Here is a 14786-nt window from a genome sequence, read left to right as displayed (position 1 = left end):
GTTTATTATAAATAGTAAACCAAAAAATTAAATAAAAGACTTTAATGTTTACCCATGCCATATCATTTCATGGGCATCACATTGTAATATATACTGGCATAAATGTCATCAGTTAACTCAAAAGAATAATTTTTAAGCAAACATTAATCTTGAATCATTTTCTGAATCAGATCCTTCTTGAGAGTCATCCTTATCTGAACGATTGGATTCATCGTCAGAATTTACATCGGTATCACTATAAACATCATCACTATTTTCAGAATCATTGATATCACTTTCAGTTTTATCGACATCATCTCTCGAATCATTTTCTTGTTTTGATTGATCAAAATTAATGCCCGATGAAATATTAAAATACTGCAATAAAAATTGTATGGGTGCCAAAATCATCGCCTTAAATGAAGCAGTTCCAGCATCAATACTCTGTTTAGCAATATTTTCGCTATCATCAATATGGCGAATATATATTTTTTCTAAAAGTGACGTGTGTTGCTTATAAATGTGATCCAAACTTTCATTGCGAGACTTTTCCTGCCCCAACAAATACTCCTGCAAATCGGTATGAGTATCCCATAAAGAGGTTCTTCTTTGTTGAAGATGAAGCAATTCACTATCATAAAATTTTATTTCCTCATCTATCTCATTCTTCAGCTTGTCACAAGTTTCCTTGCGTTCTAGTGAAATCCCTCCCTCAACTATAGCTCCCGATTCTTTAAGAGAAACTTGCGCATAACGCTCTACTAATTGCGCTTTTTTTCGCAAAATATCTTCAATTTTGGTATCTAAATAAATAATGGCATCTTTATTGGCTCCGAGAACCTTATAATGAGAATCAAATCGCTTATTACTCTGCATTTGCTCTCTCATTTTTTCCAGCTCACCAGCCTCTAGATTTATTGCTCTTCTTTGAGCTTCATCATTTAAATTTTTATCCCTACTTAATAATAGCTGTCTGATAAATGCGGATAATGCTACAACTGCTCCAAACGCCGCCGCACAAATGAGGGCTATAGCCACTGGTTCCATAGTCGACTCCTTAATGGTGCAAATGTATCAATTGAGTATGTATTTCAACTGCAAAATACTGGCTGAACGACTGAAATGAATTGACTTGAGGCCATTGTTTTGACTGACCACTCATCCGACTCATAGCAGTTTCAAATATTGGCTTATAATACTGCTTTAGGAAGGGCTTTACTTCTTTTATGGTTGGAAAGTTTTTAACAATTACAGTTGAGTTTTCTGTTATTTGAGACAAGCTTACTTGACTCAAAACATTGGATAACTCATCTTGTTCTTCAACAGCAGATTTCATCCAATCCAAAAGAGCAGAACGAGGTTTGATATTTAACATCTGATGCCCTGCTGCTATAGAAGACTCCATCAAGATAATATGTGAATGTAACTCAAATTTAAAACAGCATAGAAAATCGAGGAAACTCGTTTCAATTTCGTTATGAGCCGAACTTCCCAGCCAACGAGAAATTTCATGTCTGAACATCGTAGGAAAATGTTTTTCGATCTCGTCAAGAGTAGCATCATCAGAATCTTGCTTGGGAATAACATAAGCCGTATTGTCAGTATGTAATAATTTCAAACTAGGTAAATTTGCTTCAGGTAATTGCGACGCTAGAAAAGCTAAAAATAAATTAGTAGGTTTTAACACTACTATCTCGGATTGTCTTTGATGCATGACGCTCTCCTTGATTTAATTAACTCATCCTGAGTACATCTTGAATAGAAAATAAACGTCTCATCTTAACTTAAGATCTTAGTCATCATTTTGAACTCAGAGGGCTTTTACAAACACGTATGAAGTCATCGTTGACATTCAAAGGCTTGAAAATTATCTGATATTGCTAAATTAAAGACCAAGATTAAACGCAAAAACAAAAAACTGGTAACACATTAACTTAAAAGTCCAAAAAAAAATCTCTCTTACTCAGTCTAAATTGAGCACACAAGAGTTTCAATACCTAAACAGAATTTTTTATGAATATTTTCTTGATTTGTTCATTCTTTGCTTGACAGGGCGTCCTTTATCTATATGCTTTTGCTTTTAAACTCTGGTTCTATCCCATGAAATTGCTAGGAAAAATTCTGTTGGCTTTTATTGCCTTAATGATCTTCACATCGATTACCCTATGGGTATTAGCAAAAAATATAAACCCTGAAACCATTAAACAATTCGTCAGTAACCAAATCACAGCGATTACCCACAAACAAAGCCATATTGATGGGACTATCTCCTGGCAAATATTCCCAAGGCCTGGGCTCAAATTCAGTAAAATATATGTGGGCGATGAAAAGTTAAAGGACAACTATTCACTAAGTATAGATACTCTGTTATTAAACTTAAAAATCACACCTTTACTAAAGGGAAATTTTGTATTTAGCGAAATTAATATTGATGGCCTAAAATTCCATATAAATCAAGAAAATACTGAAAAAAACCCATCTTTTGATAAGAACACAAGTCAAAAGATCATGGAAGGACATGCTAACGAGCAATTTGCCATCCAAAAATTATTATTAAGTCATGGTCAAATTTCTATTAACAGCAATGGACGCACTACAGTCTTCAAAAATATTCAAATCGGCGCAGAACAATTTAACTTAAAAAATTCTCCTTTTGCGGTACAAATTAAAGCCAAATTAACTGACGCGGCCTCATTACAAATAGCAAAAGCAAATATCAATTTTAAAGGGAGACTCAGCCTTGCTCCTTCCATTATCGATGAGTTAAGTAATGGGATTAGTAAATCTTCTATAGAAGGGCAACTACAGATACAAAATATTTTATTAAATCAATTGACTATCAAAAAAATCAGCACCACATTGAAAACCCATAAAAAAGACATAGTATTTAATCCCTTTACGATATCACTCTATAATGGAGAATCCATAGGCGATCTGGAATATGTGATCGCTTCACAACAATTATTGCTTAATCAAACGGCTACAAATCTAGATGGAAAACAATTAATCACTTCATTATTAGGATATCAAGCCATTAGCGGAAATTTGGATTACTCAATCCACGCTGTAATACCTTTAAAAACATCAAGCATTGAGCAAATTGTTAGCAAAGGCACCATTACCCTTAAAGATGGAGAAATCTACAATATTAATCTGGATCAATTACTCAATAATTTAAAAACAAAATTTAACTCACTTGCTACGGAACCCCAAGCTAATCTAAAAAAAATCATTCAATCAGCAGATTGGGATCAAAGTAAGAATATACAAGGTAATACAGTATTTAAGCTGGCTAATTTTAAATACCAGTTACAAAAGGGAATAATTAGTAGCGATTCATTTCTTCTACAAACTGACAAACTTCAAGTAAATGGAGAAGGCCGAATTAATATATTAAATCAGCAATTAAATTCTACTATTAAAGCCGCCTTAAATGATAATAGCACTGATAATGTTCTACAGAAGATTCAACAGGCATTGGGAGGATATTTTCCCTTTGTAGTTTCAGGAACAGTGGAACATCCCTTGGTTTTACCTGATTTTAAAACGATTAACCCCTTGCTGAACTCATTAGCTATAAAATCAGCACTGACAAAACCTTTAAAAGTAATTGGAAAGCCGCTTAAAGAGCTATTAACCCAGTGAGCAATAACTCTATAAGTTATCAATTCAGTCAACTTTTGCTTGATTGGTATGACTTGCATGGACGCAAAGATTTGCCCTGGCAGCTACCCCGCTCTCCCTATAGAGTTTGGGTTTCGGAAATCATGCTCCAGCAAACTCAAGTGCAAACCGTTATCCCATACTTTAATCGCTTTATAGAGCATTTCCCTGACGTTTTTATGCTTGCCAAGGCCGCAGAGGATGAGGTGCTCTCCCTATGGTCAGGATTAGGTTACTATAGTCGCGCCAGAAACCTTCACAGCACGGCCAAAATAATTAGCAAACAATACCATGGCTTTTTTCCTGAAGATCAGCATGTCTTGGCTCAACTGCCAGGAATAGGACCATCAACAGCTGCAGCCATATTGTCACAAGCTTTTAATAAACCAACTGCTATTTTGGATGGAAATGTCAAAAGAGTTTTATCTCGCTTTTTTTTAATCCAAGGTTGGCCAGAACAAGCCCAGGTTAAAAAAAAACTATGGGAACTTGCGTCTTCCTGTATGCCCAATCAACGATGCGCAGATTATACCCAAGCAATTATGGATTTAGGAGCTACATGTTGTACAAACAAAAACCCTGATTGCCTACGTTGTCCTCTTAAAAGTCATTGTCTGGCCTTTCAAAATAAAGAGCAACATCTTTATCCAACAAAAAAAATAAAAAAACAACGACCGACACTCTTACAACAACTATTGGTATTGCATAATGAACAAAATCAGGTTTATTTGGAAAAAAGGCCCCCCACAGGGTTATGGGGAGGTTTATGGTGTTTACCCAGTATAGAAAGTCAAACTTGCCCCATTCAACACATTCGACTTTGCTATATGCTACAAGGAGAGAACCCAAAACTAATTACCCGATTTAAACACAGTTTTAGCCATTTTCATTTGGAAATAACGGCATTAAGTATAAGAGTACAACCTACGAGCCATTCTATCTCTGAATCCGATGGGCAATGGTTTACCAAAGAAAAATTATCTTCATTAGGTCTCGCCAAACCAACCACCTTAATATTATCCAAATTATTTAATGATACCCTCTCACTTTCAGATATAAATCTTCAATAAAATATTGTTTAATAAGGGCTGTAGAAATGTCAGCTGCCTTGAATTTTTATTTTTTTATAGCAAGGGTGCAGATCGAGACCCGACAGACCTTATAAAAGATGGTATGTATGCCTATGTAACATAACAAGGCAAAGAATTTGAATTAGAAAAAGAAGGTTTCCGTGCCGTTAAACACCAAAGTTTTGTTGGAGCCGGATATTTTGATGCGGTTCAAAACATTATCACTCAGGGTGAACAGAGCTAAGTGCCAGGAGGGTAGTACCGAGGAAGATCAGATTTAGAACCACTAAAGGGTTTATAAACCGCCAAATCCAGATAAAACAATACAATGTAACAAGATCTTTACAAAAATTTACGCATTAATTATTTGATAAATAGTAAAATTACTATTAATTTACATTTTTTTGTAAAGAAATATTTCAATATTGATATTTGCTTAATGTTTACTTAATGTTCACTCCTTATTATGTATTTGCATTTAATAAACGAGGTAACCATTATGTCTATATTATCTACATTTTCGCGTGCCATTAGAAACTTTTCGACTGATATTAAAAACAGAGTTGTTCAAGTTGGAAGTAACTTAAAGAAATCAACAGAAGCCTTTATTGGCGAAGTAGTCATAAAAGCTGCTTTTAATCGTTTGAAAGAAGGACTGTTGAATGCTTTGCCTTCCAATGACACAGAAAAAGATAATGGTAACGATTCATCAACAAAGAACCCAGAAATTGGAGATGTATCTGATCCTACTCAAAATTTAAAGAAAAAATCAGAGACAGAAAGTCCATTGTCTGGCAGTACTGGTTTAATGCAAAAAATGATGGGTACTCTTGGCATCAATTCTGAGCAAAGTATGGAAATGTTGTCCAAGCATTTTAATGGTGCTGTCGAGCGTTTCACCCAGGATGTTTCAAAAGCTGCAAATGAAGCAGTGCGTGAAAAGGTCAAAAGTATCCAGCCGGAAGATGTTATAAAGGGTATTGGCAGCCTAATCGGCAGTACCGTCAAAATAGACCCAGAGTCCAGCGACACCAGTTCATCATTCAAGCTTGAGAGTGCTGTACAAATCCTAGGCCTCATTCTTGCGACCATGGGTATGCTGATGGTTGCATCTCAAACCAAATTACCTGAACCTAAAACCCTAGAGATAGACCATCTGCCAACTGAAGAAATTCAACCGCCTTCATTGACTATTCATTAGGAACTGTTACAACTTGTCCTCCATGCTACGTGCTGGGAATGATTCGTGGCACGTAACATGGCAGGCATTGGCAACACATTCAATAAATTCTTAAGTACTTGTTTTGGCCACTGAGTTTTTCTTGTTTCTTGATAATGCACCACTTTTTTATCGGGACGGTGTTTACGGTAGACCCACATATAACTAGTACTGGTAAGGCTCAATTAGATAATTGGTTATACACCTCCGTGCCTTGATAAAATTTGCACGATTGCTTCTTATCTGTTGGCCGATCTATTTAATTGCAGCAGACCTTACCACGTTTTTCAAGCGTTGTTCTTACCTGATTAACATCACGACGATTATTCCTTGCCAAAGGTCTAATATCGTAGCGGAGCATACATAGCAGTATCTGAGTAAAGGCGCGCAAGAAATCTGGTTTTTTCAGCCAATATAGTGGAAATGCCAACAGAACCTAATATTAAGTTAAACTTAATACCAAAAGTTATATCCTATAAACCATTCTCGTATTATTATCACTTAAAAAACATTGAGTACGAAAATGAACCCCATACTGAATTTGATTATCAGTTTTGTTGCTCTACTTTGGGCTGCCAATCATTTAGTTGCTGGTGCCTCAGGCTTGGCCCTTCGCTTTCAATTGCCACCGCTTATTGTTGGTTTAACCATAGTGGCAATTGGTACCACTGCCCCTGAATTATTCATCTCTATTATTTCTGCTTTGAAAGATAAAGATGATTTCGCGATTGGGAATGCTATCGGTTCAAACATCGCAAATATTGGCTTAATTTTAGGAATCACAATTCTTATAAAACCCACATCGTTTCACTACAATAAACTAAAAAAAATATTCCCTATATTAATCATTGCGATGTTATTTGCATACAGTTTAATTCTTGATGGCTACTTAGGTAAAATTGATGGTTGTCTTTTTTTGATTGGATGTATCGCAGTGATCTGTTATTTCATTTATTTAGTTAATCACACTCGTAAAAGTGATTTGGCGACGAATGAATTTAGGTCAGCTGTAATTTCCTACCGTTCGACCGCTGCAAATTTATTTAGTATAGCATTGGGTCTTTTGATTCTGCCGATTACCTCGAAATACATAGTCTATAATGCATCTGAAATTGCTAAATGGGCTGGTATGAGTGAACTCACCATTGGCTTAACAATTATTGCTATAGGTACTTCTTTACCCGAGCTCAGTACTGCTCTTGTTGCTGCTATCAAAGGAGAGGAGTCTATAGCAATTGGTACGATACTTGGTTCAAATATTTATAATCTATTATTAATTTTAGCTTTTCCTGGATTACTAAATCCTACTAAAATTAGTAGTGTCGTGTTATGGCGTGATATGCCAGTCATGATCTCAATGACATTACTTTTATTGTTTTTATTGAATTACTACCAAAAAAAAACATCATCATGGCCAGGCGGGATACTCTTACTCGTCTATTTTTGTTATCTGACTTCGTTGGTTATTAAAGCCCACAGCTAACCAGATTGAAGAAAAAACTTACTAAAGTGTATCGGAATGAGAGGATTTCGTTTCAAATAATCTCATGACAACACACTCTAATCATTATCAACGGGATAATGTTGCAAGTTATTACTCTTGAACAGCCTTCTGTCTTCCCTATCAAGATGCTTAAGAACTTTAACAGCCACAATGGCATCTGGCTGACCAGCCCTTGCTGCGCATGTTATCCAGAAACGTGCTTTTTTTCTATCTTCTACTACTCCCTTACCATAATAATACATATAACCCACAGCATACTGGGCATCGGGGTTTCCTTTTTCAGCTTCTGGTTTCAAACGAATGAACGCTCGCCTGTACTCCTGAGCTTTAAAACATTGAATTCCTTCACGTAAATTTAATGTATTAGTGACACAGGCCGCCATCATAGGAATAAAAATTATCAGAATGAATAACTTAAAAGTGCGTTGCATGCAATTTATTCCTCTTTTAAAGGCTTAGCTACTGGTTCAAAGGTTAAATCATTTTTAGGAAGACTTAAACTCTCTAAAGTGCCGTCTCTTTCAACTAACACTCCTCCTGGCATAATGCGTTTAATTGTTGCTCCACCCGGAATCTTATCTCCTACATTATAAGTTTTTTCTTCGCCACTGGCAGAACGTATTATAACTTGAGATTCTTCTATATTATCTGCAAAAAGAATACCGACTAAAGTAACATTTAACATCGATTGTTTTACATTACCTTCATTCAAATCAGGAGGAACATAAACACCAAATAAAGAGGACTTTAAAATATAATTAAAATTTTCTTCCTTTATTCCATTCATAGACTTCGCGTCTAAAACATGGGCAGCCTTGGTTGTGGTAGCAGGATAAAATAATGTAGTCAATTCAAAAATAATCAAGATACTAAACAGGGAAATTAAACTAATGATAATCCATTTAGCGTAGCTTGCTGAAAACAAAAAATGAATATCAAATTTCATATATCCTGAATCCCGGTTAAACAATCAAAACCAATTTATTCTATGTAAAAATTAATAGATATTCCCATCCTATCACAAAATAGATCTTAGTCATCGTTACAGCAAGGCGACTAATTAAAATATATCTTTATCTAATCGGAATTCATACCATCTTTTCACACGTTTTGGTTAATTTAAACGAATGAATCAAAATTTTGATTCATTCGGAATTTACAAAAAACTATAAGGTAGAAACCAAACGACTTTTTTACAAAAGATCAGGTATTCTTCATAAGTTCTGATTTTAAGATTGAGATTAAACACCTCTTGGTTTTCTGGCCTAAATGGATATTGTTGATGATTATTAGTATAATCTTACTACTAAATTTGCTGCCTTTGTTTGAAAGGATGCCGATCGAAACTACAAAGGGATCTTGTCATGAAACCATTAGCTACCCGCATTTACGCCTTATTATTTTTGTTTAATTTTAATGTCATTGTCTTTGCTCACCCCGATAATAAAAACCTTAACAATAAGACCTTCAGTGCTAATTATGAAGCGGAACATAGTAATTCAAATAATAGTTATTCGACACCCCAAGCCTTCTGGGATTTATATTATGATTACACTGGCAATGGTGATTCAGGATACCCTAAAGGTAAAATCAATATTTCTCAAACTTTGTACCAATCAGAAGCGAAAAAAAATAGTAGTTTGACGCAACAAAAAGCCGGCTCCTTGATCATGTTCATCAACTCCACACTGTATATTTATAATAGTAATCGTGAACTGGAGTTAAAACAATTGATGCGTACCGCACCAAACTCTGGTTTCACAGAAATGACTGCAATCTCACATATTGGTCCAGCCTTGATGTATCTCGCAAAGATTAAAGAAAATGGCGATAGTGACTGGAAATCGCAAATGGAGATTTTGCTTAAAGATGTTAAGGCTGTGAAAGCAATTAATGCTCAACCACAAAATAATTGGCTAGATCAAGTGAATTCACCTGCTTGGAAACCGTATTTAACGACCATTCATAACATGGTTGATTATGCTTGTTCTATGGCAGGCAACTATATAAGTGATGTCTTAAGCGAAAAACAAACATTTGACATGACCTCTTTACAAAATAACTTTCTTAGTGGTAATAAAACTTACCCAATTCCTTATAATAATGTAATGGTCGGAACATTTATGTTAACAGCGCTACAAAGCATGGATGCTCTTCATAGTAAAATATCCAAATTAAATATTGATTGGCCAAATGCCAAAATCATTATTCGTTTTGTAGCAGGATCTAATGTTTCAGCTGGCGTGACTAAAGGTAGCAATTGGTTAGTACCATTTGTTGAAGCTCTATCCAATAATACTTTACCCCCAGATAGAATTTATATAACCCCATACGCCGCAGTTAAGTCATCATTAGATGAAAAACAATTATCCCAGGACGATTACGATTATTACAACAATACAGTGTGGCAAGCGAGGCATAACCGAACAATGATCGCTAATGCAGTATTTACTAATATTACAAGTATCTTTTTACCAGATCGCCCTTCCATTCCCGGTGATTATATTTATTCTAAACAACCTAAAATTGAGGATTTCTTAATGCGTTTAAAATTTTCATTGGCTGAGCCTACTGAAATGCTGTCAAATACTGTTGGCTTTTGGATGGCCGGCGAGCTTGCTGCGAAAAAGTGGGATTATAATAAAATTAGCATTCCCGGTGTTACCACTGGATTTCCACAAGGCATATCCACTTATCCTGATAATAACCCGATAATTCAATAATAATGCAGAAATTTCTTATAAGTATTACCTTATTCCTTATATTTCCAATTTGGGTGCAGGCAAAAACGGAACTGGTCCCGTACCAATACTTAAAAACATCAGGTGCAAGGGATATTACACCGTTTACTATCAATGGTTCTCAATACATTGCGATACCTCAGTTGTCTAAAGATGTACCTGATACTCCTCCTGATATCAATGGTGGGAATGCTGATGTCGATATACTTATTTTCAAGTGGATTAACAACAAGTTTCGCTTATATCAAAAAATCCCGGGGCATGGTAATGAAGGCACAACATTCTTTCGAATAGGAAATCAAGCCTATCTCGCTACATCTTCAATCCACTCTGGAACAACTCCTCCTTATAATTTACATACTATTGCAAAATTATATCGCTGGGATGGCCATTATTTTTATCCAATTCAGCAATTTTTTACCTATGCAGCCAAGAGTGTTTATGCTTTTTCAATAGATAATCGGCACTTTTTAGCATCAGCCAACGGGATTGTTTTGCCTAACAGTAAAATAGAAACTAACTCGGAATCCATCGTTTATGAATGGAATGGGCAAGAATTCATTCGTTTTCAAACGTTTCCTACCAAGTGGGGTTATGGCTGGGATTCTTTTACAATCAATAGTACTCATTACTTAGCTCTCACTGATCATGCTCAAGCATCAAATATTTATCGTTGGAATGGTAAAGAGTTTGTTTTATTCCAAAGCATTCCAAAGACCGGAGGGCGTGCATTTAAGCACTTTACTATTGATAGAAAATTTTACCTGGCCTATGCCAATATCCTAAATCCTTCCATCATTTACCAATGGAATGGTAAACGATTCATAGAATATCAATCTTTAAAAGGTGTGGGTGGACGAAATTTTGTCTATTTCTCTAATCAAGGTAAACATTATCTATTTCGAATTAATTTTATTACTGGCCCCCGAACAAATCCGAAAACAAAATTATTATCACAGTTATATCAATGGAGAGATGGAAAATTTCAGGTTATCCAAAATGTCACAACATATGGAGGTGTGAGTGCCGCTGTTTTCACTGTTAATAATCAACAATATTTAAGTATAGCGAACAGCTTGAGTGAGCAGTTACGATTTCGCACAGACAGTATTACCTATAAAATAAATAATTCAATGTATACAAAAAAATAACCAATGAAGGGAGTAGATCATTTCATGTTGACGACTCATAATAATTCTTCAGCACAATTGTTATATAACTTATCAACCCAAAGCGCCCGGTTATGCCAAAGTCAATCCGAAGAAGGATAAAATTATGAATATAATTATCACTCTTACTATGGCTCTCTTCATTACAATGACATCAGCCTATGCTGATATGCATATGTATATACAACAACCATCGCAAGAAAAGTCATTAAATGATGATAATCTCCATATTTATTTTTGTGGTACCGGCGATCCTGAAATTGCTATGCAAAATATCCGTAAGCCTTCTTGCCTGGCTGTTATGGGTGATAATGAGTTTTTTGTTATTGATACTGGCGAAGGAGCATCACAGAATTTAGGAGCATTAGGTTTGCCTTTAGAAAAGCTAAAGCACATTTTCGTAACGCATTGGCATTCTGATCACATGTCAGGGATTGGTTATCTAAACAATGGATCCTGGCTTGCAGGTCGTCCATCACCACTTATTTTACACGGGCCATATGGAATCGAAACGATTACTAGCGCTCTCAATAAACTTTATAGTCTAGATACTTTATTTCGCGGGATTAACCGTCAAGGATTATTAGATGTCAATAATAGCGTCATTCACTCGCAATTAATTAAAGTTCCTAATACAGGAGCAGGAAATCCGGTGTTAAAGACCCATAATATAACCTTATCTCCCTTTATGGTGAACCATAACCCGGTTTATCCTGCCTTAGGTTATGTTATTCAATATAAAACCTGTAAAATTGTCATCAGCGGCGATACAAAAATCGATAGCAATTTAGAGGATGTTTCAAAAAATGCCGACCTACTAATTAATGAAGCATTCAGTAATCATCTTGGGCAAGTCATTCAAAAAAATATTGAAACCCAACCCAATTCAAAAATTATGATAGAGTATTACAAGCAAACTAAGCAGTATCATTCCGATACTTTAGAATTAGCAAAAATGGCCCAAGCCAGCAGTGTAAAGAACTTAATAATTACTCACCTTGTCCCTGCAATACCAACAACACAATCTGCAAAAGATGATTTTATTAAAGGAATGAATAAAATTTATTCTGGGCCAATCAAGGTTGCCGATGATCGTGATGAAGTGGTTATTAACGTTCTAGATGGTAAATGTACCATCAATTATAATCCAGCGCAGCAACCTAATATAAACATCATTCAAAAGATAAAAAGTTAATCTATTGAAATATAAAGCAAACTATATACTTATGATTTAAAAGATTAATATTGTTGATGGTGTTTCCTTTGGGCAGAGACTCTTCTAATTTTATACTTTCGAAGATCCTTTACTATTTCATAATAAAGAGATAGTTGTGACCTTTATGTTTGATGTAACATTGAAGACAAAATACCTGTTGGGTCGTATTGTTTTTTTAAATCCATCCAGGGTCCGTATTGTTCACCAAAATGAGTTAACCAATAGTTCTCGGGTAACTCTTTACCTAAGAATCCTGATAAATATCGCTTGCCTCCGTTTTTTATTAAGCGCTGATCAAGACGCTCAATCGCTTTTAAACAACTGTCTTCTAAAGGATAAGGTACTCCCGGATTTAAAATCATGAACTCACTAATTGAATCACTATCAGGTAACATCATAAATCCTGCCTTTCTGGGCGCAATTGGAACTACGTGAACCAAACTGGCATAATGGAGTGGCAACTCTTCTAATAACTCAGCAAGTACCTCCTTTAAAAAGGAAGTCGGAACAAAACATTCATACCATGGATGTAACAAGTCCCACTGTCCTATCAGTTTCATCATATCAAACCGAGAGTTATGCCTTAAAAAATAAGACAGAATATTTTCTTCCTGTATATTTATGACACTCCATGGTTTTAATCGCCCTAAAATATCTTCCACATGTTGATTATATTCAACAGAAAGATGCAATCCATACAACCAATGAGCCATAGGAACACGCTTACCATCCTTCAATCTGGTTCCCTGAATTGAAGGGGAACAAAACAACTCCATATAATCTACTTTGCTCTGAATCTTATAAACATCTTCAAACCATTGATTCTGATCAGCATAAACCAGAAAGAACGTTTTAACAGAGGGTTGAACTGTACGTAACTGAATACAGGCTTTGGTAATAACACCAAATCTGCCTTGCCCAGAAAGACAGGCTTGGAACAGTGGTGAATTTTTTTCGACAATTTGCTTATGACCCAGACCATCAATCACTTCCAATGCTGAAACATAAGCATTAATAACGCCATATTTAAATGAAGAGGCGCCTATTCCTCCTGCTGATAAAACACCACCCACTGATAAATTGCAGTTATAAGGTAGGACATAGGGCGCTTTATTTTGTGATAACGATTTTTCAAGCAAACTCTTCCAACTGGTATTCGCTTCAACCCAAATCATATCTTCACTCAAATCCAATGGCTTATTGAAGGACTGCATAGAAATTGTTAATCCTCCAGGAACAGGTAATGATTGGCCACCTTGGCTTAAGCCATTTCCACGAATGGTAATTGGTAATTGATATTGATTTGCAAATAAAATTAATGATTGTAAAGAGTCTATATTTGGTGGAACAGATACTGCTGCAGGTTGTGATTGAATTAATTTGCCAAAATCCTTACTAAATAAAACAAGCGATTGCTCATCTCTGAGCAACGCTTGTCCTGTTATCTCTTTACACTGCTTGATTTTCTCTGAATTCCACTGATTTAGCGACATGTTGATTCCTTTCTTTTGCCAGTTCTAATCGTTTATTGCAAGCAAGAATTAATCCATCGAACATCTTGCTAAATGCATCATAGCAACGATCTATCATCCTTAATGCTTCTCGACGAGTGCTAATTGGCAATCTTCGAGAATATATTTTTCGTTCCATCTCTTCTTCAAATAAAGCATGTGCCATTTCTACTTCAAGATGAGAACTTGAGAAGTATTTCAGATTTTTATCTTCACCAGTTTTTTTAACTTGTTTTACAACTTTCTCAAAAAATACATGTCCTGATGATTCTAAAGTCAAAAGTAAGACAATATTTAGATTTTCATCATCTATTTTATAAATTTCAGACATGATGGAATAAGCAGCATCACGTACTAATTGAGAATCCTTACTGTATAGCCAGGCCACATCATCCCGATCACAAGCTTTATTATCACATACTTCACTCAGGTATTTTTTATCACTCAAAAACCATTTATCATGTCCTGCGTCTTCTAATCTATGATGTCGTGCTACTTTCTTTAAATAAGGATCTGTTACTCTTTCTTCATTAATTCGTAGTATGTCTTGAAATGTCATTGCCCAAAATGTTAATTCTGGAACAAAATAACTGATTTCTTCTATACTATTTAATTCTTCTAATATGCTGAAGAAAGGATGATTCATAAACTCACTTTGTTTTGAATCAATATAGGCTTGAATAGTTTTCATAACTGACTCCATATAAACTTTAT

13 protein-coding genes are annotated in these 14786 nt (G+C 35.3%); 7 read left to right on the top strand and 6 right to left on the bottom strand.

What is annotated here, in order from left to right:
• Positions 1-132 precede the first annotated feature (132 nt).
• Positions 133-1026: a hypothetical protein gene (locus tag ACZ5EK_RS04760; protein WP_464431668.1), complete on the bottom strand. Its 894-nt coding sequence runs from the start codon at positions 1024-1026 to the stop codon at positions 133-135.
• A gap of 10 nt (positions 1027-1036) precedes the next feature.
• Positions 1037-1693, bottom strand: a complete 657-nt coding sequence (locus ACZ5EK_RS04755) for a hypothetical protein (protein WP_464431666.1) — start codon at positions 1691-1693, stop codon at positions 1037-1039.
• Between the two features lie 386 nt (positions 1694-2079).
• Here ACZ5EK_RS04755 and ACZ5EK_RS04750 point away from each other — a divergent pair, with 386 nt between their 5' ends.
• From ACZ5EK_RS04750 to ACZ5EK_RS04735, 4 genes are all read left to right on the top strand, one after another.
• The gene (locus tag ACZ5EK_RS04750) at positions 2080-3624 is read left to right on the top strand and encodes an AsmA family protein (RefSeq protein ID WP_464431664.1); all 1545 of its coding nucleotides are present in this window, start codon (positions 2080-2082) and stop codon (positions 3622-3624) included.
• Positions 3621-4712, top strand: coding sequence for an A/G-specific adenine glycosylase (gene mutY, locus ACZ5EK_RS04745; RefSeq protein WP_464431663.1), 1092 nt, complete (start codon positions 3621-3623; stop codon positions 4710-4712). Before ACZ5EK_RS04750 ends, mutY begins: the two co-directional genes overlap by 4 nt.
• A gap of 499 nt (positions 4713-5211) precedes the next feature.
• Positions 5212-5913, top strand: a complete 702-nt coding sequence (locus ACZ5EK_RS04740; RefSeq protein WP_464431662.1) for a Dot/Icm T4SS effector Ceg18 — start codon at positions 5212-5214, stop codon at positions 5911-5913.
• Positions 5914-6454: 541 nt separating this feature from the next.
• A complete protein-coding gene (locus ACZ5EK_RS04735; protein ID WP_464431661.1) occupies positions 6455-7414 on the top strand; it encodes a calcium/sodium antiporter in 960 nt (319 codons plus the stop codon).
• A gap of 77 nt (positions 7415-7491) precedes the next feature.
• Here the strand turns inward: ACZ5EK_RS04735 and ACZ5EK_RS04730 are convergent, their stop codons facing one another.
• Positions 7492-7866, bottom strand: coding sequence for a tetratricopeptide repeat protein (locus tag ACZ5EK_RS04730; RefSeq protein ID WP_464431659.1), 375 nt, complete (start codon positions 7864-7866; stop codon positions 7492-7494).
• A 5-nt stretch (positions 7867-7871) separates the two neighbouring features.
• A complete protein-coding gene (locus ACZ5EK_RS04725; protein WP_464431658.1) occupies positions 7872-8381 on the bottom strand; it encodes a type II secretion system protein N in 510 nt (169 codons plus the stop codon).
• Between the two features lie 418 nt (positions 8382-8799).
• Between ACZ5EK_RS04725 and ACZ5EK_RS04720 the strand changes: the two genes are divergently transcribed.
• The 3 genes from ACZ5EK_RS04720 (at position 8800) to ACZ5EK_RS04710 (ending at position 12540) form a co-directional block, all read left to right on the top strand.
• Positions 8800-10158, top strand: coding sequence for a DUF5624 domain-containing protein (locus ACZ5EK_RS04720; protein WP_464431656.1), 1359 nt, complete (start codon positions 8800-8802; stop codon positions 10156-10158).
• A gap of 2 nt (positions 10159-10160) precedes the next feature.
• Positions 10161-11327 (top strand): hypothetical protein, encoded by a 1167-nt coding sequence (locus ACZ5EK_RS04715; RefSeq protein WP_464431655.1) that lies wholly within the window; start codon positions 10161-10163, stop codon positions 11325-11327.
• Between the two features lie 124 nt (positions 11328-11451).
• Positions 11452-12540, top strand: coding sequence for an MBL fold metallo-hydrolase (locus tag ACZ5EK_RS04710; protein WP_464431653.1), 1089 nt, complete (start codon positions 11452-11454; stop codon positions 12538-12540).
• Positions 12541-12683: 143 nt separating this feature from the next.
• On the opposite strand, the gene ACZ5EK_RS04705 is transcribed toward ACZ5EK_RS04710, so the two are convergent.
• Positions 12684-14054 (bottom strand): FAD-binding protein, encoded by a 1371-nt coding sequence (locus ACZ5EK_RS04705; protein ID WP_464431651.1) that lies wholly within the window; start codon positions 14052-14054, stop codon positions 12684-12686.
• A complete protein-coding gene (locus ACZ5EK_RS04700) occupies positions 14011-14763 on the bottom strand; it encodes a hypothetical protein (protein ID WP_464431650.1) in 753 nt (250 codons plus the stop codon). The genes ACZ5EK_RS04705 and ACZ5EK_RS04700 overlap by 44 nt, the downstream gene beginning before the upstream one ends.
• Positions 14764-14786 lie beyond the last annotated feature (23 nt).

Source organism: Legionella sp. JM-2024 (assembly GCF_055389095.1).
Note: the sequence above shows the minus strand (reverse complement) of the source record. Positions and strands in the feature narration are given on the sequence as shown.

Excerpts from the sequence above, each read along its gene's own strand:
- ACZ5EK_RS04760 (WP_464431668.1), bottom strand. The coding sequence starts at position 1,026 with ATGGAACCAGTGGCTATAGCCCTCATTTGTGCGGCGGCGTTTGGAGCA.
- ACZ5EK_RS04755 (WP_464431666.1), bottom strand. The coding sequence starts at position 1,693 with ATGCATCAAAGACAATCCGAGATAGTAGTGTTAAAACCTACTAATTTA.
- ACZ5EK_RS04750 (WP_464431664.1), top strand. The coding sequence starts at position 2,080 with ATGAAATTGCTAGGAAAAATTCTGTTGGCTTTTATTGCCTTAATGATC.
- ACZ5EK_RS04740 (WP_464431662.1), top strand. The coding sequence starts at position 5,212 with ATGTCTATATTATCTACATTTTCGCGTGCCATTAGAAACTTTTCGACT.
- ACZ5EK_RS04735 (WP_464431661.1), top strand. The coding sequence starts at position 6,455 with ATGAACCCCATACTGAATTTGATTATCAGTTTTGTTGCTCTACTTTGG.
- ACZ5EK_RS04730 (WP_464431659.1), bottom strand. The coding sequence starts at position 7,866 with ATGCAACGCACTTTTAAGTTATTCATTCTGATAATTTTTATTCCTATG.
- ACZ5EK_RS04725 (WP_464431658.1), bottom strand. The coding sequence starts at position 8,381 with ATGAAATTTGATATTCATTTTTTGTTTTCAGCAAGCTACGCTAAATGG.
- ACZ5EK_RS04720 (WP_464431656.1), top strand. The coding sequence starts at position 8,800 with ATGAAACCATTAGCTACCCGCATTTACGCCTTATTATTTTTGTTTAAT.
- ACZ5EK_RS04715 (WP_464431655.1), top strand. The coding sequence starts at position 10,161 with ATGCAGAAATTTCTTATAAGTATTACCTTATTCCTTATATTTCCAATT.
- ACZ5EK_RS04710 (WP_464431653.1), top strand. The coding sequence starts at position 11,452 with ATGAATATAATTATCACTCTTACTATGGCTCTCTTCATTACAATGACA.
- ACZ5EK_RS04705 (WP_464431651.1), bottom strand. The coding sequence starts at position 14,054 with ATGTCGCTAAATCAGTGGAATTCAGAGAAAATCAAGCAGTGTAAAGAG.
- ACZ5EK_RS04700 (WP_464431650.1), bottom strand. The coding sequence starts at position 14,763 with ATGAAAACTATTCAAGCCTATATTGATTCAAAACAAAGTGAGTTTATG.